Genomic DNA, 24,668 nt, shown 5'->3' on the forward strand with positions numbered 1-24,668 from the left:
TACTAAGATAGCATATTTGCCAAAGATAGAAAACGCCTTATGCTGTGAAAAATATATTTTAAGATATTAATTGCCGTAACTTCAGTTATTTAAGCCGTAACCCTCTTTAAATAGACTATAGTTATGATTTCTAACTTCATGCATATCTTTTGGCCAAGCAAATGGAAGAGTATTGCTACTGTATTGTTTACCATTTATAAAAGTATGGAAAGATTTAAGTTTATATTTTCCTGTAATAGTGTTTGCAATTGCTTGTCCACCGCTAGTACCTGGTAACCATGCAGCAATTAGAGCATCACTATTTTGTAAAGGTGCTTTATCTGCACCAGCTGTTATAACCACTGGTCTACCTGATTGAATCACTGTAATTATAGGTATTCCTTTAGCTTTTAATTCTTTGATTTGAGTAGCTTGACTTTCACTGAACTTCAAACCTAAGAATTTATTTTGTGGTTCCTTATGTTCATCTGTAAATAGAGGGTTGTTATTTGCAACATCCCCATGATATTCAGCATAAGGGTTTTCTGACAAAACTATAATAGCTATAGTGTCAGCTCTACTTAACTGTAATTTATTTTCTTTAAGGTTTGTAATAAATCTAGTACCTTTTGGTAGATCTGACTTTAACCCATCAAGTGTACTTGTAGCTCCACTATGCTCCTTACCATAAGCTCCTGGCATCCACCATTTATTACCAGTAAAGCCTTGCCATAATATAGTCCACCCACCATTTTGGCGACCTATATCATCATAAGCACCCATCAACACTACATTTTTAATTTTACTAATTTTCACGGGTAATGTTTTATCTTTATTTTTGAGAAGCACTAATGATTGTTCTGCAGCCTCTAGAGCTGTTTGCTTAATCTTCTCATTCGTAATGGGTTTCATACTTGGTTTCATAGCTAATTTAACCGCTATAATTCTAGTTACCGCTTGATCTACTCGCGACATCGGAATCTTGTGTTGTGTTACTGCAAATTTTATAGCTTTTAGTACATCTTCTGCATTACTATAATTGTAACCCTCCATGGTTCTTGGCCATGCTACTTTATTTTGTATTTCAGTGTAATTCTTACTAATATTTTTTGGCTGTTCTCCCAAGAATTCTTTAGGATAATGATTAGGAATACCTGTATTAAATATACCAAACATAATCATATCTACACCATTATTGATTGACATAGATAATGCATCTATAAATGAAATTTTACTTTGCTTGTTTAACATATTATATTTTGCTTGAGCTTTTGATATTGCTGCATAATCAGATACAACAAAACCATCGAATTTATAGCCATCAATACCTGTTGTAGTAATTTTCTTAAGAAGACCTTTATCTCCACCAAAATGCATTGGAATACCATTTAAACTACTATATGAAGGCATCATACTACCAGCACTTGCATTTATAGCTCCACGATATCCTGCTCCATCAGTTTTCCATAATTCATCGAAATTAGTAATCTCAGCATTTCCTTCATCAAGACCATTAATAGTTCTTCCATCAGCTATAAAATGCTTAACTGTAGCTAAAGTACCTGTTACATGCTTATTTTGAACATCCTGCATGCCTTGTACAAAATTATATGCCATTGTTTTCACAACATTTGGATCTTGCGAAAATGACTCATAAGCTCTACCCCATCTATAATCATGAGCAATAGCTACAGTAGGCGCGTAAACCCAGTTAAAGCCAGATTCTAAAGTTCCTGCAGCTGTCATTCTAGCTGTTTCTCTGACTAATTTTGGATTATGTGTAGCTCCTAAACCTATATTTTGTGGAAATAATGGTGAGCCTAATACATGTTGGTTACCATGAACTTCATCAGTTCCTAACAGAAGCTCTGTCCCTTTAGGTCCTGAGTATTGGCTTTTTGCTAATCTAGCAATTTTTTGCCACATTTTTAAAGATGGATCATTAGCATCAAACGGTACATCATTACCGCCCACTAAGACTGAACCAATATGGTATTTTTTTATTTTATCTAATCCAAACTTTATGATTAGTTCTTTATCAGAAAGAGTGCTTAAATACTTAGCATCTTGTAGATTAGGTATCAAAATAGTTGTAGTTGGAACTATCATTTGACCAATTTTCTCATCAAGAGTCATCTTTGAGACGATATCTTTTGCTTGCTTAATATACGGCTGATATAAATCTTTATGAGTATTTACTGTAACTCCATGATCTTCTTGTTCTTTTGTATTATAAACCCCAATAGCTACAACGCCACAAGCTACAGCGATAGCTCCTACTAGTATTTTAATCTTCATGCAAAACCTTATTGATTTAAAACCCTTGCATTTAATACTATACTTAAAATTATTATAAATAAATTAATTTCTTTAAATTCCACTATGAAATCTAAACTCATAATCTTTTGATAAAATCAAGTTTTGCTCAACTTTAGCTAATCTCTCAATGCTTGGTGCTATGTCTGTGGAAGAGTATTTCTGTGCAAAATCCAAATAAATTGTAAAATGTCTTTTCTCCGACTCTAGTAATCCGCTATAAAACTTTTGTAAATCTGCATCAAGATGAGGGGCTATTTTTGCAAACCTTTCACATGATCGTGCTTCAATATATGCACCTACAATTAAAGCATCAATAAATCTACCATGCTTGTCTGTACGAGTATTTTTTATCAGCTCACTTGCATATCTAGATGCTGAAATTGCTTTAAACTCAATTTTGCGTTTTTTTAGTATTCGCATAACTTGTTCAAAATGTACTAACTCTTCTCGAGCAATCTTTGACATTTTAGTTATAAGCTCTGGTTTATCTGAGTATTTATAAAGATAAGTCATCGCTGATGAGGCTGCTTTCATTTCACAGTGCGCATGATCAATAAGCATCAGCTCCTGATTTGCTAAAGCCTTATCAACCCACTCTTCTGGTGTTTCACATGGTAAGAAATCTTCTATCGTTATAAAATCAGCATATAGTTTTTTTGACATTAGTCTTTAGGGTAAAATATTTTGGTTTTATTATAAAAGATATTTTGAATAATATATAGTTTGTGTACAAAATCTTAAGTAATAGACTTTTAATTCCATAGGTTAAATAAGTATGGAAATATCAATAGTAATATTGGAATTGTAACAATACACATTACTGTTTGCATACTTATAATATTCCCCATTGATTCATGATCTCCCTTTAAAAGATATACCATAGCATAAGCACTTGTACTAGCAGGTGATGCAGCATATATCATGCAAATAGCTACAAGAGTTTTATCAAAACCTAAAGGACTTAGTACCAACACCACTGCAACTGGAAATATTATTAATTTAACGATTGAACAATTAATAATCCCAACGATCTTAAGCATATTAATATTAAACTTAATACTAGCTCCAACAGCCATAATACTTAAAACAATCGAAGCTGAACTAAAGTTACTTAATACTAGATTTAAAGGATCTATGTTGAGAATTATAGGAACATATTTAGCTAAAACATTAAACACAAAACCTAAGATACATGCAATAATCAAAGGATTCCTTAAAAGTTCGATAATCACTGCAAATAGGTTTTTTTTATTTTTGGGATCCTTTTCATTAAGCATTATTAAACCAACAATATTTGCTAAAGCAATCATAGATGCTGTAATAATTGCAATAATAGGCATAGCTTCTGCAGGGTTGAAGTATGAAACCGTAACACCTATAAATACATAACTGTTGTACCTAAAAGAACCTTGGACAAAAACCACCCAAAACTTTTCATCTTTGAAAAAAAACTTAAATGCTCTTAAAAAGAACAGTAGAATAAAAACTAGAACGATTAAGACTACAATAAATCCCGAGCTTGAATATGCAATACTAGCATTTGCGACATCATAAACTATTAGTGATGGAAAAAATATATAGTAAACAAGTTTATTTATAGCCGACCAAAAACTTTTATCTTTAAGCCAAAATTTCTCTATCATAAAGCCTGAAATCAAAAGTACCAAAATTGGTAGTATTGAATTAATAATTGGCACGACTCTTTACTTAAAATTAGGAAAAATTATTGACACTAAAACTATCATAGATTAAACACCGTTACAAATAGACATAATCTAATACTCCTTGTTTTGGTTTAAATCAAATTAGTTGAATTAATCCGCACATCAGATAGAATGGAAGCTATCGACTCTGTAAATATAATTAAAAATGACATCAGCAGATAAAAACAAACTAATAGACAAAGCTATCGAAGCTTCAAACAATGCCTATGCACCATACTCAAACTTCAAAGTTGGTGCAGCCCTTCTTATGAAAGATGGTAGCTACATTTTAGGGGCTAATGTCGAAAATTGTGCTTATGGTCCAAGTAATTGTGCCGAAAGGTCTGCTTTATTTGCGGCTTACAGCCAAGGCTTTCGAAAAGAAGATATCAAAATGATAGCAACTATCACAGATACTCCAAAAGCTTCATCATCATGTGGAACTTGTAGACAAGTAATGACTGAACTACTAACTACTGAATGTATTGTACTATTTTCAAATAATGCAAAATCAGATATAAAAGAAACTACAATTGATGAATTGCTACCTGATAGATTTATACTTGAATAACATTATAATTATCAATAACAGAATAATGCATCTATTTTAGATACTAAAATTACTACTTGTTTTCTATTTATTTTTAAAGGGGTGATTTTTTGAAAAATAATGGTGGGATGTACAGGATTCGAACCTGTGACCAATTGGTTAAAAGCCAACTGCTCTACCAACTGAGCTAACATCCCGGTAGATGAGAAGTATTATACTTTTTAATTTTTTTATGTCAACGCTTTTTGTGACTTTTTATAATTTAATTCTAATAACTCGATCGGATGTTTTATAGTGTGCCCTTCAACCCTTTTAATTTGACAACGACAAGAAAAACCTGTGACCACAGAATTTCTAATTCCGAACTTCTCAATTTTATCTTTCCAGCTTAAATTATAAATTTGTTTTGATGCTTCAAGGTGTTTAACTTCATGCCCAAAACTTCCAGACATTCCACAACAACCAATTTTTACAGCTTCTGCTTCTATACCAAAATGTTTAAAGACTTTTTGCCACTGATCCACCGATACTGGAGATAGTGATTTTTCGGTACAGTGATTAAATATATTTATCTTACCTTCATATTTAGTTGATACTGTTGGTAAATTTGGTAATTGCTCATACAGCCATTCTTGAATCATTTTAACTTTAAACTCGACCTTACCTTTCAAGTATTTCTTATATTCATCTCGATAAACTAAGGTCATAGCAGGATCGACTCCAATCATATCTATACCGATACCAGATATTTTGTTATAAAGCTTCGTAGCTTTATTTGCTTGTTTATCAAAATACTTTAAAAAACCTTTTACATGTGAAGGCTTACCATTTACTTTAAATGGTGCTAAATATACCCGATAACCTAAAGCTGTAAGTAGATCATATAAACTTAGTACTATATGCGTATCATATAAAGATGTGAAAATATCTTGCACGATACATACTGATTTTGATTTTTCATCTTCCGTTAATTTTTGCATTTCTTTAAGATCAAATTCAAATGCACCTCTACGACTAAGCTCTTTGCGAAGATTTAAGCTACTAATAACAGGAGTATCCACAAATCCAATAATATTCCCTAAACCAGCTCTCACAAATTGAGTATTAAAAATATCATTAAACATCTTTGGTGCAGATAAGTTCAGACTAAGTATACTCTCACTAAATTTCACAAAATAATCAGTTGCTGGACGACGATATTTAGAATGATAATGTGCTAAAAATTGCGACTTCATACTTGGAATATCTACTTTTATCGGGCACCCTGTAACGCAGGCCTTACAACCTAAGCACTTATCTAATGAATCATAAACTTCATGCGAAAAGTCTTCTTTAAAATCTTTTAGTCTATCTATGCCTACTTTATAATCATTACTTACTGTTGAATATCCTTTAGCTGAAAGTTGATTTAACCACTCTCGTAATATCGCTGAGCGACCTTTCGGTGAATACAGCCAGTTTCTACTTACCTTAGCAGATGGACAAATAGCAGTATCATAATCATAATTTAAGCACTGAGAATTACCATTACAATTATAAGCACCTGAAAATTGCTCACGCATTTCTTTTGATACACTGTTATCTATAGCCCCCCTAAAAGGACCTGCTACTTTGACTATATTATCCTTACTATTTGCTGGAGTTGTGATTTTACCAGGGTTAAGTTGGTTATATGGGTCAAATGCTTGTTTAATATGCCCTAGACTCTTATACAGATCTTCACCAAAAAAATCTTTAAGGTATTCGCTACGATAACCATGACCATGCTCAGCACAAAGTATACCACCATGCTTTTTCACCAACTGGCTTACTTTCTTAGTGATTTCTGAGACTTTTTTAGCATCATTTTCATCACTCATATCTAACGCGGGTCGAATATGTAAACAACCAACATCTACATGACCAAACATCCCATACTTAACATCATAACTATCTAAAAGTTTAGATAAATCTTTAATATAATCTGCTAAATTTTCTGGAGCAACAGCGGTATCTTCAATAAAAGGTATTGGTTTGCGGTTTCCTTTCATAGCACCAAGCAAGCCAACCCCTTTTTTACGCAACTCCCATAAGCTATTCATCTCAGCAGTATCTTCAGTTAAATGATAAATCTTATTATCATCTAAAAGCAGTTTTTCTAACCCGGCAGTTTTATTATCAACAATAGCTTGAGTTTCACCAATAAATTCTATGAAATTTATTGCAGCAACTTCTTGAGAATGATCTTTCTCTATCATATGCTTGATACGATGATACACTTCATCTTCTTTTGCTAGCCTTACGATATTATTATCAATAGTTTCTATCGCTGATGGCTCATAAACCAATAAATCTCTAGCAGCTTTTAAAGCCTCATCAAACCTAGCATACGATACAGCAAACAATGCTTTAAACTTCGGTTTTTTAGTAAGTTTTAACTTCATTTCTGTAACAAATGCAAGCGTGCCTTCTGAACCTGAAATTAAATAGCTAAGGTTTATTTTGTTATTTGGCTTATCATAGGTTTTAGAAAGGTTATATCCTGTCAGAAACCTACTTAGCTTAGGCATTTCAGATTCTATTTGATAATAATTATCTACTATTTGCTCTTCTATAGTAGTATAAATATTTTTCTCAACTTCACTTAAATTACTACTTTGAATATCATCCACAGAAATAGTCTTGGTACGAATATTATGACCAGTTACTAGCATACATTCTAGCTCTAAAATATGCGCACTAGTACGACCATAAATCCTTGAGCCTTTACCACACGCATCAGTATTTACCATACCACCTAAAGTAGCACGGTTACTAGGAGAAAGGTTTGGTGCAAAAAAATACTCACTATTGGCAATCTTATCGTTTAACTGATCTAAAACGACTCCTGGCTGCACAACAACAAATTCATCATCTAGATTAACTTCTAAAATTTGATTCATATAACGACTACTATCAACTATCACACCCGCACATAATGAATGCCCTGCTGTTCCAGTGCCTCCACCTCTTGGTGCAAATTTCATTTCACGATATTTTTCTAAACTTGCTAGTTTAAATACAATCTCAACATCTGATTTTGACCTTGGAAAAACAACTAGCTCAGGAACCACCATATAGACACTATTATCCATTGATGTTGATATTCTAGAAGCATAATCTTCGTGAAGATCACCCCTAAAACCATCTTGACGAAGATCATTAATAAATAGATCTATAAGTTGGTTTAGCTTATTGGATATATTTAAAACTGGGAGCTTATCTTGTTTCATATTATAAAATACTTAGAAAGTTTACTTAATTATATAAGAAAAGTAAGAATTCATAAACAGCTATATAATAAAGCTATAGAAGGAGTTACCAAAATTTGATAAAAATTTTTACTGATTATTTTACAACAACCTTAATTGTTTTCTTAGATAAAGCTTTTTCATTTATCTCAATACCTAAGCCTGGAGTGTTTGGAGCTTCAAAAAAGCCATTTATTGGTTGAGGGTCTTGTATACAAAGCTCTCTATTAAAGTCTTTTAAAGCATAAGTATGATGCTCATGTATCATAAAGTTAGGTATAGCTGTTTCAAGGTGTAAACTTGCTGCTGTAGCTATTGGACCACCACAAACATGTGCTTGAATTTTCACATCATACATATCAACATAGTCACAAATTTTCTTAGCTTCAGTTAAACCACCACACAAGCCGATATCTGGCTGTAAGATATCTATAGTTTGTTTTTCGATATATTCTCTCACACCATGACGCAAATATAGCCTCTCACCTGCAGCAATCGGCACATCAAGCTTTTGTTTAAGTGGCTCATGTAATTTACTGTTTAAGTAATTCACCGGCTCTTCAAAATAAAGACATTTAAAGTCTTCAGCTATCTCACCTAACTGTAATGCTGATGTAAGACTTGGTAAACTATGACACTCAAAAATAATATCGCCATTTTCACCAAGTACATCACGAATAGCCTGCATTCTTTCACGAATAAGATTAAGATGACTTCTGCGAAATGGTAAAGTGCAATCATATAAAGTATCACCCTTATCATCAAACATCATAGGGTCTACTTTAATCGCATCATAGCCTTCTGCGACTGCTTTTTCTGTAGCTTTTGCATAATCTTCTGGCTTGTATAACGCTTTTCTCTCATACTGATCCCAGTCAAATTGAAGTTGACTAGCATAAGTACGCAACTTAGGATTGGTTTTACCACCTAATAATTCATAAACTGGTAGTCCTAGCGCTTTACCTTTGATGTCCCAAAGAGCTATATCAATAGCACTCATAGCAGCATAAACAACAGGTCCACCACCTAAGCCCCAAAAACTTTCACGTAGCATTCTATCCCATAGTTTTTCACTATTAAATGGATCAGTACCTATCACTATAGCTTGGGCAAATTCTTGAATCATATTTGCTGCTGCAGAATGCCCTAAATCATAAGCTAATCCTGCCTCACCAACCCCTGTGATACCCTCATCCGTAATTACTTTTACAAAAACCGGTGACCAAGCAGGTCTTTTATCACAATAAATATCAAATACTTCTACTGCTATTATTTTCATTTATTTATCCTTACTATCAATCATTAATTGAGTAAATATCGCTAGCTACCCTACAAAATATATTCTGTGAAACTTTTTCATTATTTATATATTTTCTCAAGTAATTCTGCCAAAATTTATAATCTTGTGTATATGAAACTGGATAGTTTGAGCCATAACAAAGTTGCTTTTGATTTATATAATCAAAAATAAAATCTAAAGCTCTATCTACATCGCAAATATCATTGTTTAAATCAAAACCTGATAACTTAAGGTACCAGTTTTTATTTTGAGATATATTTTTGATAAAAGTCTGCCATTCTTTAACACTGCCATTTTCAGCATATAAGGGTAACCCAAAATGCTCAATAGCTATCTTCACGCCTGAATTATTGATACTATCTAAAAGCGGTAAAAACTGCTCAGGATACATTTGAGCTTCAAACACTAAATTATTGTCTTTTAAGATCGTTAACTTTTTATTTAAATCCCTAGGAATCTCTTTATCAAAAGGACTATAGTTTGACTTATCAGTCTTTGACATTATCTGACGCACACCGATAATATCTTCATATTGAGCTAAATATTCAATACTTTTTTCAAACTCACCTAAACTCAAAGTAAAATCAGCAAAAGCTACTACTTTTATATTTTCACAAGGGAACTTTGATTTTAGCCAGCTATACTCACATAAAGGTTCAAAAATATCACTGTGAGCCTCTATATGTACAAAAGCGTTAGTATTTAGACTATCAGGGGTAACCACTTTAGGTAAATCTGTATTGTTAACCCAGTCATTATACCCATTTTGTAAATCCCAAAAATGGATATGTGAATCTACGACTTTCATCATTTTACGGTATAACCACCATCAACAGGTACCAAACTACCAGTCATAAAACTACTTTGATCTGATAGTAAAAAACAAACTACATTTGCTACTTCTTCTGGTTCTGCAATTCTACCTAACGGAAACTCATTTGCTTCCATCTGCTCAGCCTCTGCTAATGTGATATTCTCTCGTTTAGCAAATCTAGCTATTGCATCTTGGTAAAGACTTGTGTTTGTAGTACTCGGACATACTGTATTTACACGGATATTTCTACTAGCCAAATCTAACGCTAATGATTTAGTTATTTGAGCAATAGCTCCTTTTGTCATACCATAGGCAAAACTATTAGGCTTAGCTATTAGCGACTGGTCAGAACCGTTAAATACAATAGTAGCTTTGTCACTAAAATTATGCTCAAGTGCTTTTATTACAGCAATATTTGATAATAAGTTTAAAGAGATACTCGATTCAATATCCTCTAAACTTTGACTAAAAATCGTACCGCTAGTATGTTTACCAACATTTAAAAATACACCATCATACATAAACCCTAAAGGAATATATTTATCCACATCATGATATTGACTCAAATCAATCTCTATAAAAATCTCATTAGTAAGCATTTTTTGAGGTTTTTTTATATCTACATTTATTACTCGATACCCTTTAGATACGAGTTTTGAGACTACCGCTCTACCAATACCATCTGAACCACCAGTTACAAGATATGTTTTCATAGACTATAATTTCTCAATCAGATTTAATACGAAGTCAGCAGATCTATTAGCTGCCATTTTAGCAAATTCATCAAAATTCTCAGGAGCATCTCCATCAGCAGTGTCAGATATACTTCTTAATATAAGGCTAGGTACTTTTAGCTCATTACAAACCAAATTCACACTCGCACCTTCCATCTCAATAGCACTAGCTTGAAACTCTTTTATAACGAAGTCTTTTCTTTCAGAAGAATGTATGAACTGGTCTCCAGTTGCTATAACTCCAGTTTTTAGGCTAAGATTTTGTCCTTTCGCTACTTCTTGAGCTTTTTCAAACAAACTTTTACAAGTTGGAATATTTACTTCTGAAGTTGGAATTTTACCATGTGGATAACCAAATGCTGTAATATCAACATCGTGCTGAACTGTAGAAGTTGCAATCATAACATCACCTACGCTTAAATTCTGCAATCCACCAGCGACCCCAGTAAAAAGCAAGATTTCCGCACCAAAATGCTCAATCATAATGGTAGCCGTCATTGCTGAGAAAACTTTACCAATTTTACTATAAGCTATAATTAGCTCATTACCATTATGCTTAGCTAAGTAATATTTATTATTTGCATACTCAACTTCTTTATAGCTTTCTAACTTAGGAAGTATCGGTTGAATTTCTATTTCCATTGCACCTAAAATTGCTATTTTTTTCATTCTTATTACCTTATCTTTTTAATTTTAAAATTTCTTGAGAAATTATTTTTGCAACACCCTCAAACTCAGTATAAACATCAGCTCTATCAAAAAAACCATCATCCCCAACAAACACAGATTTACCGGCTTCTTTTAACATTTCAAAATCATTTTTATCATTTCCAAACACTACTGAACTAGTCAAATCAATATTACAATTTTGCAAAGCAATTAATTTATTGTTCGCACTTGGAGTGATATCAAAACAATCATCTCTTGTATGCAAGTTTAAACTATGTGATATACCATTATGAGTTAGAAAATCTTCCACTTGATATTTAAACTTTGAATCTAAAATTAGAATTTTTGTTATTCCTTTTTGCTCAATCTCTTTCTCAGTAAACTCGTAATTACTCAGTGAACGGATATAGTTATGAAATGGATGGAAATTTTCTGAAACACTATAAAACCAATCTCCATCAAGTACAAATGGAATCTTATGTTTTTTTAGATACTTTAAAACAACCTGAATCTCTAAATGTTTAAAATAGGCTATACTCAAAAAATCCCCACCTTTATAGCTAATACCCCCATTACAACCTATCAATAAACACTTATGATATTTGACCGGAAGCAATGGCAACATATCTCTTATTGGTCTTGCTGATGCAAAAACTACATCAATTTTAGCATCTAATATTTTAGCTATTTCACATTCAATTTCTTCATCGATATACTTTGCATTATTACAAATAGTACCATCTATATCAAATACAAAACTCTTCATTCAAAACTCTCTTCTCACAAACTCAACAATCTCTTCCATCTTATAAAGTCTAGCTCCTTTAACTATGATTTTAAATTCTGAACTTTCATTTTTTAATGTACTATATAAATCTTCTTCCAATTCTGCTTTAGCTTTATATTGTACTACTGATGGTTTGTTAGCTTCCTCGACTATCATCGAAACATACTCATTATCACCATATAAAAGAACACTATCTATATTAGAGTTTTTAAGAGTTTTACCTATATGTCGATGATAGTATCCAGCTTCTTCACCAAGCTCTCTCATTGCGCTTAGTACAAGAATACTCCTACCTTTGAACTCATTCAAATCATCTATAGCAGCTTCAACAGCTGAAACACTAGCATTATAACTATCATCAACAAGTGTTATATTTTTTGTAATTTTTTCACTAGAGAACCTTCCTGCATAGTTCTTAATGTTTTGTGTGTTCGCTAAAATTTCATCTGGAGTAAGACCCGCAGCTATAAGCGATCCTATTGCTAAAATACTATTAAATAAATTATGCTTACCGATATTTGCTAGTTTATAACTATACTGTCTATCAAAAATAATAATATCAACATAATATACATCATCAATAAGCTCATATTTTCTTATATAAATATCTGCTTTTGAATTTTGCATTGAGCAAGTTATTCTTTTACATTCTAGTTTTTCTACATAGTCAAGAATTCTCTCATCATCAAGATTTATAACGCTATAGCCATTTTTAGGTAAGGTTTTCAGAAGCTCACCTTTTTCTGTCATTACACCATCAAGAGTTTTTAGATTTTCAAGGTGACAAGCTCCAACATTTGTAATCAAAGCAATATCCGGTTGGATAACTTCAGCAGCAGCTTTTATCTCTCCACCAACATTAGTACCTGCTTCAACAACTGCATACTTAGCATCTTGTGGGGTTTCAAGTATCGTCATTGGTACACCTAAGTAATTATTTAGATTGCCTTTTGTAAAGTGTACTTTTTTATCACCAAGTAGCGTTACAATCATCTCTTTAACTGTTGTTTTACCACAACTTCCTGTTAGTGAGATAACCGGCATATTCAGACTTTTCCGATACTCTGTCGCAAGCTTTCGCAAGCCTTTTATAGTATTGCCACAAATTATTTGTGGAATATCTAAATCTTGTTTTTTCGATATTAAAACTGCTTTTGCTCCATTAGATAGAGCTTGAGGAATAAACTCATGGCCATCACGATTAGCAACTATTGCTACAAATAAACAGTTATCCTGGATATCATTTGAATTTATAGCTACAGTTTGTATTTCAGTATCATCACCAAAATATTCAAAACCCGCTTGTTCCGCCAAATTTTTTAAAGATTTAATCATTGAAATGCCTTAGTATTTACCTAAAGACAATCATACCATTTTGACATTAATTTTAGAAAAAAGATTTATGTATTTGAGTGCTGATCTCTTGCACATTGGAAAGTATTATAAAGAAGCTCGGTGATAGTCATAGGACCAACTCCACCTGGAACTGGGGTAATTGCACCAGCTTTCTCTTTAACAGCGTCAAAATCAACATCACCACATATTTTACCATCAACATAGTTAATACCTACATCCACCACAACAACACCTTCTTTAACCATATCAGCTGTGATAAAACCAGGCTTACCAACAGCTACTATTAACACTTCCGCATTTCTAGTAATTTCTTTAAGGTTTTTAGTAAACCTATGACAAGTAGTTACAGTTGCTTTTGCATTTAGAAGTAATTGTGAAACAGGCTTACCTACGATATTACTTGCACCAACAACTACAGCATTTGCTCCAACAAGATCAATACCATACTCTCTAAGCATAGTCATTATGCCTTTCGGAGTACATGATTCTAGACACTTCTTATCTCTAAGCTGTAACCTACCAACATTTGCTGGATGGAATCCATCTACATCTTTTTCAGGTAGTATCTTATATATGACTTTATGTTTATTAATGTGACCAGGAAGTGGAAGCTGTACTAGTATGCCATTCACAGAATCATCATTGTTTAATTTATCAATTAAATCTAATAGCTCTTCTTCTGTAGTACTACTAGGTAAAGTTATAATATCAGAATCAATTCCAACTTTAGCACAAGCCTTTTCTTTTGAAGCTACATAAGTTTTACTTGCAGCATCTTCACCAACAATTACAGCCACAAGCTTAGGTACTATACCCGTTTGAGACTTATATTCTTGGATTTGTTCTTTTAATTGAGATTTAAGTTTTAATGAGAGAGCTTTACCATCTATTAAGGTCATGAATTAATATACTTTTTAAAATACTTTTTGATAAGCAAGATTATAACAAACTTATAACTGAAATTACGTACTAATCTTAAATTAATTCTCTATTTTTCATCCAATAATATATAAATATTGTTGTATAAAAACCTACTGATAAGCCAAAAACCACATCACTTGGGTAATGAGATCCTAATACAACTCGACTAAATGCCACAAGTAAAGCACAAAATACCCAGAAGACTCTAAGTTTAGGAAATAAATATAACAATCCCAAAGAAAATGCTGCAATAGTTATTGAGTGTCCAGATGGCATACTTGCAAAGTCGTAACCTGGCTTATGAAAATGCTGAAAATAATGCGAACCATATTCTAAAAAAAACTTAGGTCTTGCTCTACCGATTATAAATTTAAGTATCTGTCCAACAATTCCACTTATAGCGACTGTAGCAATCAAAAACCAAGAGTAAGATGTTACACAGTTAAACAAGTTCCGTGGTTTTTCAGATAACTTATCACCATCAATGAACAGCCTAGCAATCACTATAATCACCAAAGGTATCAACAAGTATAAAGCCAGCCCAAAACGAGTAATTATCTCAAAATATGGGGGTATATAGTTAGGCATATCATGTTTTATATAGTTCTCAACTGGTGTATCAATATTAAAGAATAAATAAATAACTAGCAGTGCAATAGGTATGAAAGTATATTTTAGCTGTAAAAACTTACATACACCAAAATCATGTATTTTAGGTTTCTTAAATGATTTTTTAAAATTTGAAAAGTTCTGTTTTATAACACTCATATTGATTTGAATTATATATACATGAACCTCCATATTATCACAAGCATTTTTTTTTACGAATATTTTTTTAAAACTTAAGAATAATAAGACACCTTAAACAAATCAGCTAAAAGACAAAACCTAAATTTTAGGTTTAGAACGCAACATCAGCAGATAATATATTATCCCAGCTAGTATTCCCCAAGGTATATTAAAACTTATGTTAGCTAATATCTTAATCATTGGTGCATCTACACCAAAAAAACCTAATCCTACAACAGGCATTTTAATCATAAAGTTAAACATAATAACTATAACACCTATTATAAAACCTCGAGCTATAACATTTTTATAAAATGGGATAATAAATAAAGTCGCCCATACCCCTCCCCAAATCATCTGCCTATACAGATTATATTTAAAATCATCTGTCAGAAAAGTATCTATATCAAAAATAATAACTCTGAGAGTCTGTATCACGCACGCACTAACAAGACCAGCTACATATCCGATTGATATTCTATTTGCTGAGTTATTCATTCTTATATCCTTTTTTACTCAATTATTTAATATTAACCAGTTGATTAGTATAAAGCTCCTATTAAAATATTAGAAAGTTAATCAAAAAGCTCTACTATCCTAAAAATCATATTAATATTTAAAATTCTATAAACTAACCTCTCCTTGCAAAGAAATCTTAAAAGCATCTTTCACCTTTTGTGGAGATATATTTGGTTGACTTAAAAGATAAAAAAGCTTGCCAAAAGCAGCTTCATCCGTCATATCATGACCTGAAACAACCCCAGCCTTAGCAAGTCCACTTCCAGCCTTATATGCACCCATTCTTACTGTTCCATACAAGCACTGTGTACAACTAACTATCACAACACCTCTATCATTAGCCTTAGCTAAAGATTCAAGTATATTTGGGTCATTTGGAATATTACCAGCCCCATAAGTTTTAAGAATCAAACCTTGTAATGGGGGGTTAAGTACAACATCAAGAATATCACTATCCATTCCTGGAAATATAGTCAAAATAGCCACTTTTGGTATACTTAGAGCCTCTATTTTTGGTAACTGCTTTGCTTTTTTACGTGACCATAGTCGTTCTTTTTTAAGATCAAGGTCAATACCAACATATGCAAGACTCGGATAATTAGGAGAGATAAAAGCATCAAAATCAGTAGCTGAAACTTTCGTTGTCCGATTACCACGGCGAAGCTTTTGATTAAAATACACACAAACTTCTTTTATGTAATCACTACAGGCAAAAATAAGGCTATTCATTATATTTGAAACACCATCAGATCTAACCTTTGAAAGTGGAATCTGTGAACCTGTAACTATTACAGGTTTTTGGATTTCACTAAGCATAAATGATAATACTGAAGCTGTATATGCTAGAGTATCTGTACCATGTAAAATAACAAAACCATCATACTGCTCATAGTTTTCTATAATGTCTGAAGCTATAGAGAACCAGCTTTTAGGCTTGATATTTGATGAGTCTATAAGGTTTTTGTATTCTTTTATAACAAACTTGGGCATATTGAAGTTTGCCGAAGTTATAAAATTTTTAACAGCTCCAGTTAAATAACCCTCTTGAATATCATAACCTTGCTCTGTACTTACCATGCCAATGGTACCACCTGTGTATATTACGAGGATATTCTTATGGCTAAGATCTTTCATTTTTACTCTCCATTAGCTCAATTATGGCTTTGTTTGCCAACTCATCTGCTTTGTCATTACCAGCATTACCACTGTGCCCTTTTACCCATGCCCAAGTTACATCATTTTTTTGTACAAGCTCATCTAACTCTTGCCATAGATCTTGATTTTTCACAGGCTTTTTAGCTGCTGTTTTCCATCCATTTGCTTTCCAGCCTTTCAACCATTGATTTATACCATTTTGAAGATATTTTGAATCTGTATATATCTTTATTGGATGAGTTTTCTTTAATGCTCTCAAAGTTGCTATAGCTGCCATTATCTCCATACGATTATTGGTAGTTTCTTCTTCCGCACCGTAAATTTCTTTTGATACATCTCCATAGCTCAAGACCGCACCCCAACCACCTATACCTGGATTGCCTTTACAAGCACCATCAGTATATGCAACTATACTTTTTTTCATATTTTTTTATTAACCTGTTTAATATTTGCATTGCTATATATTTTCTTACAAACAATTTTTCTCTCAATAAGTTTTTTTGCCTCTAGACCATCAAACTTAAAAAATATATCTTTTTTGAATACAGCAATAAAGTTCTTACTAACTAATCTCTTCATAAGGTTGAGCGCAATACTATCACTTTTATTTATCAACTGAAGGTTCTTACTCAAAAAACCATTAACTAAAAACCTTGATACCAAATTATAAGCTCGAATGTTTTTTGTATCTGCAATTATTATATCGCCATCATCAGCCATACAAAAGTGAAGTTGTTTTAAAAAAATATTTGCATCATCCTTATCATCAAAAAAAGCATGATCAATGACAATCAAATCAAAAAACTTATGATCAAATGGCCATGATGATACATCAAACTTACACCCTATAGACTTTGCTTGCTTTAAATACCCACTACAAAATACAAGACTTAAAGAATGTATCTTAGTCAAATATTTTGGCTCATTTGAGCTAATAACCAAGGCTTTTTTATACCATCGATTATGTAAATATCTTGAGATAATCTTCTCTTTAGCTTCCATCACAGTCTACTAGTTTTATCATACGCTCAAAATAATCAGGGCAAGTTTTCGTAACAGCTTGTGCATTTGTAATCATTACACCTTCTTGCTTTAAACCTAGTAGTGCTAATGACATAGCAATACGGTGATCGTTGTGGCTATCAACTTCTGCTGATCTAAGGTTACTTCTAGCTGGTGAAATAAGTAGAGTATCTTCAGTAGTTTCTACATATACACCAAGCTTAGTGAGCCCTTCTGACATTGCAGATACCCTGTCTGACTCTTGCCCTCTAGTATGAGTAAGTCCAGATATATGTGTATCATTATCAGCAAAACAAGCAATAGCTGCTAGTGTCATAAAGGTATCTGAGAAATTACGCATATTTACAGTTATACCATTTAAATTTTCTGTACCGATAACTTCAACACCATCATCACAATAATTTACAGAACAACCTATTTGCTCAAGTACCTCTAAAAAGCGGATATCGCCCTGTTTAGAGTTTTTGGTTATATTCATAACCTTAATTTTTGAATTTGTAATTGCAGCTAATGCCCAAAAGTATGATGCTGTTGAAACATCAGGCTCTACGACATACTCAAGCGGAGATACATAGCTCGTTTTATCTGTACTATAATCATTACCATCTATACATACCTGCACACCAAACTCTGCCATAACCTTTGCTGTCATTTCAAGGTATGGTTGCTTATGGTTTGTTATTGATTTTAGCTTCAAGCCATCTTGCATATATGGTGCTGCCATTAGTAGCCCTGAAGCAAACTGTGAACTTTTTTTACCATCTACACTTACCGTACCACCAGCAAGTGAATTTGCGTTTATAGTAAGTGGCATCGAGTGATTTTTCGTATAGTATGAGGCTTTCATACCTAAAGATTCAAGTGGTACTAGAAGGTCTGCTAATGGCCTATCCATCATTCTGGTTGTTGCTTTCACATGATAGCTAGCATTATCTTGAGTAGCACACATTGGTATTATAAAACGAGTCAAAGTTCCAGATTCATTGCAGAAAATTTCAGCTTGAGAGTTTGGAAACACCCCATCACAACCCTGTATAATCAGCGACTTTGCTTGCCTGTCATGCTCAAGCTTACAACCAAGCTTTTTTAAGGCTTGTACACAAGCTAACACATCTGCACTATTTGGTAAGTTACTAAGTTTAACTTCGCCTTTTGCCATTGCAGCAATTATTAGTACTCTATTAGCTATACTTTTTGAACCATCTAAATACACTTGTTTAGATATAGGAAGAGCAAATTTAGGTATAAAATTATTCATCGAAATATCATTATAATCATATTTTCTAATATACAAATTATACTAACATATTTGGTGACAATAAATTTATAAAAAAACATGCTTATCTAAACTAAGACCAAAAAGAGAGTTTTATATCTTAACTTTTATTTAGCAAAACTGTTGACAAACGAAAATAACAATATACTATTCCTATCAAAATTCAATACTACCTTAGAAGTTCTCAGAATTTCTGTAAGGAGAGAATCAAATGATAATAAATCATTCTCTACAACCTCCTAGTTGTACATCAATTTAGCATCCAAAATACTTTGAAATAATTATTGACTTAACTTTTATTAAGAGCGCTTTTCTGTGCCTAGATAAAACTATAGATCAAAATCTTTAACTATTCAAAGTAAAACCATATCACATCAGATAAACCTCTTTAAAAAGGAGTATAAGCATGATTATTAATCAAGCTCAAAATAAGAATTTTATTATAAACAAATCAGATATTATTATATTTTCAATCGCTACTGCTTTAATTTTATTAACAGCATACGCATGGCATGAAATGCATCTTAGTTTTATAGACTCATCATCTGTAGCAAAAATATCATTAGATCCCAGCAACCTACCTTACTATATGCTCCGAACAACAATGCGTTTAGTCATCGGGATGATATTTTCATTTATTTTTGCACTAATTGCAGGATATGCTTGTGCAAAAAATAAGCACTTTGCAAGAGTATGTCTACCAATCATAAACTTCCTAGAATCCGCACCACTACTAGGCTTTCTAACATTCACAACTGCTTTTTTCTTATTTTTATTCCCTCATTCATTAATGGGGTTAGAAAGTGCTGCTATTTTTGGAATATTCACATCACAAGCATGGAATATGGCTTTAGTTCTTTATCAAACTATTAGAATAGTTCCTACCGAGCTTGTTGATTTAGCCGATGCTTTTAACCTTAATGCTTGGCAAAAATTTTGGAAAATTGAATTACCTTATTCGACACCCGGAATGCTTTGGAACATTATGGTTTCTCAATCTGCCGCATGGTTTGCTATAACTGCAAGTGAGGCTATTCCCGTTGCAACAAACAACATAAATTTACCGGGAGTAGGTTCTTATATTGCCACAGCTTTAGAAAGCTCAAACATTATCGCTATCTTATATGCTTTATTAGCAATAATAATCAATATTATTCTATTTGATCAAATATTCTTTAGACCTTTAATTAAGTGGTCAGAAAAATTCAAATACGAATCTATTAAAACTAGAAGTTCTAGCAATCCTTGGTTATATAGATCATATAAAAAGTCTAGGCTAGTTTCATTATTCACTCCTCTTATTAGCTCCTTAAAGTTTTGGTCAATCAATGGAGCATCATCTATAAGATCACTATTAAACATCTCAATAAACTTTACAGTAAGTCATAATCTTAAAAAAATCACATGTTATATTTGGTACATATGTATAACAGTATTATGCTTATGGGTCGGCAATGCATTATGGAACTTTTTCCCTAATGGTGATATGACATATCTAATACCATTAATGTTTGAAACTACTTTAAGAGTTGCAATAGCAATGGTTTTAAGTGTGCTTATATGCACACCTTTAGGCATTTGGATTGGTTTATCTGCAAACCGAACAAAAAAGATTCAACCTATAATTCAAGTTTGTGCTGCAATACCCCAACCAATTTTTTTCCCTATAGTAGCAATTTTATTACTTACTAGTGGTGGATCATTAAATATATGGACTATCCCATTAATAATGACAGGAACTTCTTGGTATGTATTGTTTAATGTTATTGCTGGAGTATCAAGTCTACCTACAGAAATAGTTGAAATGACAAAATCCTTTCAGTTAAAAGGTTTGAAATGGTGGTATAAATTTGCAATTCCTGCCGTATTCCCATATATCGTTTGTGGAATAATAAGTGCTGCGGGAGGAGCATGGAACTCAGCAATTGCTGCTGAAGTTGTAATCTGGGGCTCTGAAACTATAAAAGTTGATGGTATCGGTGCTCTTGTTTCAACAACAACCTCAAATAATCAGATTCATCAAGCAGCTCTAGCAGTAGTAGCACTTTGTAGTTTAGTGGCACTTTGTGTCATCTTTATATGGAGACCTTTATATAAGCTAGCAGAAACAAAATACAAATGTAGTTAAGAAAATACAAACAGTTAGTTATCAAACTTTGATTTAAAATAGAAGGAATAGAACAATGGAAAAAATAATTAATCAACAAATAATTAGTGGCTTTAACCTCTCATTAAACTTTAAAAAAGATAAGAAAAATTATCTACAAGTTCTTAATGATGTAAGCATCAGCATAAAAGAAAACGAAATAATAGCTATAGTTGGAAAATCTGGCGCAGGAAAATCTAGTTTGCTTAGAGTTTTAAGTGGCTTAATTAAGCCATCTTCAGGGAAATTATTTTATAAGACTTATCCTGTAATAAAACCAATTGAAAATACAGGTATGGTTTTTCAAAACTTTGCTTTATTACCATGGTTAAATGTCTTAGAAAATATTTTATTTGGCACAGATGCTCTTGGTATATCAAGAGCAAAAAGTACTCCAAAAGCTTTAGAAATAATTAAAGATATAGGCTTAAATGGCTTTGAAGATCTATACACTAGCGAATTATCCGGTGGCATGAAACAACGAGTTGGTTTTGCTAGAGCTCTTATGATTGAACCTGAAGTATTATTTTTAGATGAACCTTTTTCATCTTTAGATATCATAACAGCAAAAAAACTTAGAGATGATGTAATAAACTTATGGTTAACAAAAAAAACATCCACTAAAGCTATTGTGCTTGTAACCCACAATATCGAAGAAGCTGTTTTAATGGCAGATAGAGTTATTGTACTTGGCAATAACCCTGGCCATATTACATCACAGGTGAATGTTGATATTAGTATGCCCCGTAGAAGCGAAGATCTAAAGGTAAAAAAACTAGTTGATAAGATTAATCTAGAGATGCACAATGCACATTGAGATATTAACCTCGGTTTTTGACAGCTTTCTTCATTTTGCCTAAAGCTTCTTCTTCTATCTGTCGGACTCTTTCGGCTGAAATTTTATATTTCGCAGCTAAATCATGTAAAGTAGCTTTTCTTTCTAACATATAGCGAGACATAATTATATCTTTTGTACGATTATCAAACCCTGCTAATACATCTTTTATAACACTTTTAAAATTATCATAATAATCTTGCTGTACAACTTGATGCTCTATGTTTGAGCTTTTATCTTCTAGGTAAAGACTTTGAGCACTAGATTCTCCACCCTCATCATCTGTATATGGTAAATCAAGGCTTGCATCTCCTTGACACATCCTTTTTTCCATCTCAACAACGGTTTCTTCTTTTACATCTAGTTCTTTAGCTATCTGTTTTATTTCATCATGTGTTAACCAGTTAGAGCTTTTTTTACTACTGCGTAAATTAAAGAATAGCTTTCTTTGTGATTTGGTTGTTGCTACTTTTACAATCTTCCAGTTTTTAAGTACAAAGTCATGCATTTCTGCTTTTATCCAATGTACGGCAAAAGACACTAACCTTACACCTTGATCAGGATCAAATTTACTTACTGCTTTCATAAGGCCAATATTACCCTCTTGAATAAGATCAGCAGCTGAAAGACCATATCCAGAAAAGTTTCTTGCTATTTTTGTAACAAATCTTAGGTGTGCTAACACAAGTTTTTGTGCAGCTTCAAGATCTTTTTTATGCTTATACTTATTTGCTAACTCTTGTTCTTCTTCTAAGGATAACATTGGTAAGCTATTAACAAAATTCAGATATGAACTTAAGTTATCATCGGAAACGACTGGTAGGGTTTTAGATTTAGTGGCTGGTAGATAGCTCTTTTTAGCCATATATTTCCTTTACGTTTAATAGTATGCTGACTGCTTTAAGCTATTAATCTGTGCTTGCTGTTGTTGTAACACTACCGAAAATTCTTTCTGCATTTGCATAATCATTTGTTGCAGTTGTACTATTTTCTTATCTTGCAAGCCAACATATTGAACTAATCTATCTATATTAGCATTTTTTTGCATTACTTGATTGTACTTCTGCTGAGACTCTTTAAGTTTTTCTAGGTTTATCCAACCAGTATTACCATTTCGATTGTCAACTACTTCACACCATGCATTTTCTTTACAGAAAATTATATTAAACTTATCACGATCCACATAAGCTATAGAACCTTGCTTTTCAGATGTTTCATTATCTGATGCGTATATATCAACTAATTGATGTGGGTCTTTGGTGGTTTCTGCCATTGACTTAGCATCTTCAGTATTTTCTATTGCTGGCTTAGAAACTTTATCACTAGACATTGCAAAAATTTGTGAAAGTGCCAATAAAGATACAGTCACACTTAAAATAATTTTTTTCATTTAACTTTCCTATATATTTTATGGAGTTATTATAACTTAGTTTACATACAAATTTCATTAATAATTATTAAGTTATTTGATTAATTTGGCTAATAATCTAGTCTATCTAAACTTTAAGTAAGCTCTATCAGTACTTGAAAGAAAATTTTCAATATTTTTTATTCAGAAAAAGTCATTCAAAAATAACTCAAATCAAAGGATAGGCGTATCATCTGTAGGGATTTGTTTAGGAAGAAGAGACTCTCTGTTTAGACCTAAAACAACAGCCACAACACCAGCAACATATATAGAAGAGTATGTACCAACGATAATACCCAGTATTAAAGCTAATGAGAAGTTATGTACAGAACTACCACCAAAGAAGAATAATACAACAACTACAAGCATTGTTAAGCCTGATGTTAGTATAGTTCTTGAAAGAGTATCGTTTATACCTCTGTTTACCACTTCTGTTACACTCGCTTTACGCATTTTACGGAAGTTTTCACGAACTCTATCATAAATTACAACAGTATCATTAAGTGAATAACCTATAACAGCAAGTACAGCTGCTAATACAGTCAAATTAAACTCAAGTTGAAATGCAGCAAATACACCAAGTATAACAATTGGATCATGAAGTAATGCTAAACAAGCGCTTATACCAAACTTCATTTCAAATCTTGCAGAGATGTATATAAGTATACAAACAAGGGCAATAATTATTGCTAAAATACCATTACTAGCTAATTCTTTACCTACTTGTGGACCTATATAATCTACACTTTGAACTTGAGCTTTTAATGTTTGCTCAACATCTTTATGAAGCAATTGCTGAGCTTCATCTAAGTTTTCTGCCTTTGCATTTACTTCATCCGGTGCAAACTTGATTAGATAATTATTATTTTCACCAAAAGTTGTAATATCTGTGTGTTTAAAACCAATCTTTTCAAGCTTGTCAGCTAAAACATCTGAATCAACAGCTTGTGATGTATGAATCTGAACCTGATAACCACCAGTAAAATCAAGACCAAGATTTAAACCCTTAGTAAAGATAAAAAATAGTGATATTATTATCATAACAACAGATAAAATAGTTGTGTATTTTTTAATTCCTAAAAAGTCTATCTGTGTTTTTTGTTTAAAGAATTCCAT

Annotated in this window: 23 protein-coding genes and 1 tRNA gene; 3 read left to right on the forward strand and 21 right to left on the reverse strand. The window is 32.4% G+C overall.

Annotated elements, in window-relative coordinates; all coding sequences use genetic code 11:
• Nucleotides 1-81: 81 nt before the first annotated feature.
• The 3 genes from CDH04_RS07235 to CDH04_RS07245 all read right to left on the reverse strand — a co-directional run bounded on the left by CDH04_RS07235 (nucleotide 82) and on the right by CDH04_RS07245 (nucleotide 3,995).
• Entirely contained in the window at nucleotides 82-2,277 is a 2,196-nt protein-coding gene (locus CDH04_RS07235) for a glycoside hydrolase family 3 protein (protein ID WP_112870382.1), read from the reverse strand.
• Between the two features lie 72 nt (nucleotides 2,278-2,349).
• Complete coding sequence (locus tag CDH04_RS07240) at nucleotides 2,350-2,961, reverse strand: MiaE family protein (protein ID WP_112870383.1); 612 nt, start codon at nucleotides 2,959-2,961, stop codon at nucleotides 2,350-2,352.
• Between the two features lie 89 nt (nucleotides 2,962-3,050).
• Complete coding sequence (locus CDH04_RS07245; RefSeq protein ID WP_112870384.1) at nucleotides 3,051-3,995, reverse strand: AEC family transporter; 945 nt, start codon at nucleotides 3,993-3,995, stop codon at nucleotides 3,051-3,053.
• A 172-nt stretch (nucleotides 3,996-4,167) separates the two neighbouring features.
• Here CDH04_RS07245 and cdd point away from each other — a divergent pair, with 172 nt between their 5' ends.
• On the forward strand, nucleotides 4,168-4,572 hold the full coding sequence (cdd, locus tag CDH04_RS07250; RefSeq protein ID WP_112870385.1) for a cytidine deaminase: 405 nt from the start codon (nucleotides 4,168-4,170) through the stop codon (nucleotides 4,570-4,572).
• A 100-nt stretch (nucleotides 4,573-4,672) separates the two neighbouring features.
• Here cdd and CDH04_RS07255 read toward each other — a convergent pair.
• The 15 genes from CDH04_RS07255 to aroA form a co-directional block, all read right to left on the reverse strand.
• A tRNA-Lys gene (locus CDH04_RS07255) sits at nucleotides 4,673-4,748 on the reverse strand.
• A gap of 33 nt (nucleotides 4,749-4,781) precedes the next feature.
• Nucleotides 4,782-7,802 carry an FAD-binding and (Fe-S)-binding domain-containing protein gene (locus CDH04_RS07260; RefSeq protein WP_112870386.1) on the reverse strand — a complete coding sequence of 1,007 codons (3,021 nt, stop codon included), beginning with the start codon at nucleotides 7,800-7,802 and terminating at the stop codon, nucleotides 4,782-4,784.
• A gap of 115 nt (nucleotides 7,803-7,917) precedes the next feature.
• Nucleotides 7,918-9,099, reverse strand: coding sequence for a mandelate racemase/muconate lactonizing enzyme family protein (locus CDH04_RS07265; protein WP_112870387.1), 1,182 nt, complete (start codon nucleotides 9,097-9,099; stop codon nucleotides 7,918-7,920).
• A 16-nt stretch (nucleotides 9,100-9,115) separates the two neighbouring features.
• The gene (locus CDH04_RS07270) at nucleotides 9,116-9,928 is read right to left on the reverse strand and encodes an amidohydrolase family protein (protein WP_112870926.1); all 813 of its coding nucleotides are present in this window, start codon (nucleotides 9,926-9,928) and stop codon (nucleotides 9,116-9,118) included.
• A complete protein-coding gene (locus CDH04_RS07275; RefSeq protein WP_112870388.1) occupies nucleotides 9,928-10,647 on the reverse strand; it encodes an SDR family NAD(P)-dependent oxidoreductase in 720 nt (239 codons plus the stop codon). The genes CDH04_RS07270 and CDH04_RS07275 overlap by 1 nt, the downstream gene beginning before the upstream one ends.
• 3 nt (nucleotides 10,648-10,650) lie before the next feature.
• Nucleotides 10,651-11,337, reverse strand: coding sequence for a 5'-methylthioadenosine/adenosylhomocysteine nucleosidase (locus CDH04_RS07280; protein ID WP_112870389.1), 687 nt, complete (start codon nucleotides 11,335-11,337; stop codon nucleotides 10,651-10,653).
• A 10-nt stretch (nucleotides 11,338-11,347) separates the two neighbouring features.
• Nucleotides 11,348-12,103, reverse strand: a complete 756-nt coding sequence (locus CDH04_RS07285) for an HAD-IIB family hydrolase (protein ID WP_112870390.1) — start codon at nucleotides 12,101-12,103, stop codon at nucleotides 11,348-11,350.
• Nucleotides 12,104-13,459, reverse strand: coding sequence for a UDP-N-acetylmuramoyl-tripeptide--D-alanyl-D-alanine ligase (locus CDH04_RS07290; protein WP_112870391.1), 1,356 nt, complete (start codon nucleotides 13,457-13,459; stop codon nucleotides 12,104-12,106).
• A 65-nt stretch (nucleotides 13,460-13,524) separates the two neighbouring features.
• Nucleotides 13,525-14,379 carry a bifunctional methylenetetrahydrofolate dehydrogenase/methenyltetrahydrofolate cyclohydrolase FolD gene (gene folD / locus CDH04_RS07295; RefSeq protein ID WP_112870392.1) on the reverse strand — a complete coding sequence of 285 codons (855 nt, stop codon included), beginning with the start codon at nucleotides 14,377-14,379 and terminating at the stop codon, nucleotides 13,525-13,527.
• Between the two features lie 76 nt (nucleotides 14,380-14,455).
• Complete coding sequence (lpxE, locus tag CDH04_RS07300; RefSeq protein ID WP_174208883.1) at nucleotides 14,456-15,169, reverse strand: lipid A 1-phosphatase LpxE; 714 nt, start codon at nucleotides 15,167-15,169, stop codon at nucleotides 14,456-14,458.
• A 120-nt stretch (nucleotides 15,170-15,289) separates the two neighbouring features.
• Nucleotides 15,290-15,688 carry a membrane lipoprotein gene (locus CDH04_RS07305; protein WP_112870394.1) on the reverse strand — a complete coding sequence of 133 codons (399 nt, stop codon included), beginning with the start codon at nucleotides 15,686-15,688 and terminating at the stop codon, nucleotides 15,290-15,292.
• A 126-nt stretch (nucleotides 15,689-15,814) separates the two neighbouring features.
• Entirely contained in the window at nucleotides 15,815-16,843 is a 1,029-nt protein-coding gene (gene ansA / locus CDH04_RS07310; protein ID WP_112870395.1) for an asparaginase, read from the reverse strand.
• A complete protein-coding gene (gene rnhA, locus CDH04_RS07315) occupies nucleotides 16,830-17,288 on the reverse strand; it encodes a ribonuclease HI (protein WP_112870396.1) in 459 nt (152 codons plus the stop codon). The genes ansA and rnhA overlap by 14 nt, the downstream gene beginning before the upstream one ends.
• Nucleotides 17,285-17,866 carry a class I SAM-dependent methyltransferase gene (locus tag CDH04_RS07320; protein WP_112870397.1) on the reverse strand — a complete coding sequence of 194 codons (582 nt, stop codon included), beginning with the start codon at nucleotides 17,864-17,866 and terminating at the stop codon, nucleotides 17,285-17,287. The genes rnhA and CDH04_RS07320 overlap by 4 nt, the downstream gene beginning before the upstream one ends.
• On the reverse strand, nucleotides 17,856-19,145 hold the full coding sequence (gene aroA / locus CDH04_RS07325; protein ID WP_112870398.1) for a 3-phosphoshikimate 1-carboxyvinyltransferase: 1,290 nt from the start codon (nucleotides 19,143-19,145) through the stop codon (nucleotides 17,856-17,858). Before aroA ends, CDH04_RS07320 begins: the two co-directional genes overlap by 11 nt.
• A gap of 424 nt (nucleotides 19,146-19,569) precedes the next feature.
• Here aroA and CDH04_RS07330 point away from each other — a divergent pair, with 424 nt between their 5' ends.
• Complete coding sequence (locus CDH04_RS07330; RefSeq protein WP_112870399.1) at nucleotides 19,570-21,291, forward strand: ABC transporter permease subunit; 1,722 nt, start codon at nucleotides 19,570-19,572, stop codon at nucleotides 21,289-21,291.
• 55 nt (nucleotides 21,292-21,346) lie between these two features.
• Nucleotides 21,347-22,126 carry an ABC transporter ATP-binding protein gene (locus CDH04_RS07335; RefSeq protein WP_112870400.1) on the forward strand — a complete coding sequence of 260 codons (780 nt, stop codon included), beginning with the start codon at nucleotides 21,347-21,349 and terminating at the stop codon, nucleotides 22,124-22,126.
• Between the two features lie 4 nt (nucleotides 22,127-22,130).
• On the opposite strand, the gene rpoH is transcribed toward CDH04_RS07335, so the two are convergent.
• The 3 genes from rpoH to secF form a co-directional block, all read right to left on the reverse strand.
• Nucleotides 22,131-23,009: an RNA polymerase sigma factor RpoH gene (gene rpoH / locus CDH04_RS07340; protein ID WP_112870401.1), complete on the reverse strand. Its 879-nt coding sequence runs from the start codon at nucleotides 23,007-23,009 to the stop codon at nucleotides 22,131-22,133.
• A gap of 15 nt (nucleotides 23,010-23,024) precedes the next feature.
• Nucleotides 23,025-23,534 carry a hypothetical protein gene (locus CDH04_RS07345; protein ID WP_112870402.1) on the reverse strand — a complete coding sequence of 170 codons (510 nt, stop codon included), beginning with the start codon at nucleotides 23,532-23,534 and terminating at the stop codon, nucleotides 23,025-23,027.
• A 192-nt stretch (nucleotides 23,535-23,726) separates the two neighbouring features.
• The gene (gene secF, locus CDH04_RS07350) at nucleotides 23,727-24,668 is read right to left on the reverse strand and encodes a protein translocase subunit SecF (RefSeq protein ID WP_112870403.1); all 942 of its coding nucleotides are present in this window, start codon (nucleotides 24,666-24,668) and stop codon (nucleotides 23,727-23,729) included.

The organism is Francisella adeliensis, from assembly GCF_003290445.1.
In the GTDB taxonomy this organism is placed as follows: Bacteria; Pseudomonadota; Gammaproteobacteria; order Francisellales; family Francisellaceae; genus Francisella; species Francisella adeliensis.

Excerpts from the sequence above, each read along its gene's own strand:
- CDH04_RS07235 (WP_112870382.1), bottom strand. The coding sequence starts at position 2,277 with ATGAAGATTAAAATACTAGTAGGAGCTATCGCTGTAGCTTGTGGCGTT.
- CDH04_RS07240 (WP_112870383.1), bottom strand. The coding sequence starts at position 2,961 with ATGTCAAAAAAACTATATGCTGATTTTATAACGATAGAAGATTTCTTA.
- cdd (WP_112870385.1), top strand. The coding sequence starts at position 4,168 with ATGACATCAGCAGATAAAAACAAACTAATAGACAAAGCTATCGAAGCT.
- CDH04_RS07260 (WP_112870386.1), bottom strand. The coding sequence starts at position 7,802 with ATGAAACAAGATAAGCTCCCAGTTTTAAATATATCCAATAAGCTAAAC.
- CDH04_RS07265 (WP_112870387.1), bottom strand. The coding sequence starts at position 9,099 with ATGAAAATAATAGCAGTAGAAGTATTTGATATTTATTGTGATAAAAGA.
- CDH04_RS07270 (WP_112870926.1), bottom strand. The coding sequence starts at position 9,928 with ATGAAAGTCGTAGATTCACATATCCATTTTTGGGATTTACAAAATGGG.
- CDH04_RS07275 (WP_112870388.1), bottom strand. The coding sequence starts at position 10,647 with ATGAAAACATATCTTGTAACTGGTGGTTCAGATGGTATTGGTAGAGCG.
- CDH04_RS07280 (WP_112870389.1), bottom strand. The coding sequence starts at position 11,337 with ATGAAAAAAATAGCAATTTTAGGTGCAATGGAAATAGAAATTCAACCG.
- CDH04_RS07285 (WP_112870390.1), bottom strand. The coding sequence starts at position 12,103 with ATGAAGAGTTTTGTATTTGATATAGATGGTACTATTTGTAATAATGCA.
- CDH04_RS07290 (WP_112870391.1), bottom strand. The coding sequence starts at position 13,459 with ATGATTAAATCTTTAAAAAATTTGGCGGAACAAGCGGGTTTTGAATAT.
- folD (WP_112870392.1), bottom strand. The coding sequence starts at position 14,379 with ATGACCTTAATAGATGGTAAAGCTCTCTCATTAAAACTTAAATCTCAA.
- lpxE (WP_174208883.1), bottom strand. The coding sequence starts at position 15,169 with ATGAGTGTTATAAAACAGAACTTTTCAAATTTTAAAAAATCATTTAAG.
- CDH04_RS07305 (WP_112870394.1), bottom strand. The coding sequence starts at position 15,688 with ATGAATAACTCAGCAAATAGAATATCAATCGGATATGTAGCTGGTCTT.
- ansA (WP_112870395.1), bottom strand. The coding sequence starts at position 16,843 with ATGAAAGATCTTAGCCATAAGAATATCCTCGTAATATACACAGGTGGT.
- rnhA (WP_112870396.1), bottom strand. The coding sequence starts at position 17,288 with ATGAAAAAAAGTATAGTTGCATATACTGATGGTGCTTGTAAAGGCAAT.
- CDH04_RS07320 (WP_112870397.1), bottom strand. The coding sequence starts at position 17,866 with ATGGAAGCTAAAGAGAAGATTATCTCAAGATATTTACATAATCGATGG.
- aroA (WP_112870398.1), bottom strand. The coding sequence starts at position 19,145 with ATGAATAATTTTATACCTAAATTTGCTCTTCCTATATCTAAACAAGTG.
- CDH04_RS07330 (WP_112870399.1), top strand. The coding sequence starts at position 19,570 with ATGATTATTAATCAAGCTCAAAATAAGAATTTTATTATAAACAAATCA.
- CDH04_RS07335 (WP_112870400.1), top strand. The coding sequence starts at position 21,347 with ATGGAAAAAATAATTAATCAACAAATAATTAGTGGCTTTAACCTCTCA.
- rpoH (WP_112870401.1), bottom strand. The coding sequence starts at position 23,009 with ATGGCTAAAAAGAGCTATCTACCAGCCACTAAATCTAAAACCCTACCA.
- CDH04_RS07345 (WP_112870402.1), bottom strand. The coding sequence starts at position 23,534 with ATGAAAAAAATTATTTTAAGTGTGACTGTATCTTTATTGGCACTTTCA.
- secF (WP_112870403.1), bottom strand. The coding sequence starts at position 24,668 with ATGGAATTCTTTAAACAAAAAACACAGATAGACTTTTTAGGAATTAAA.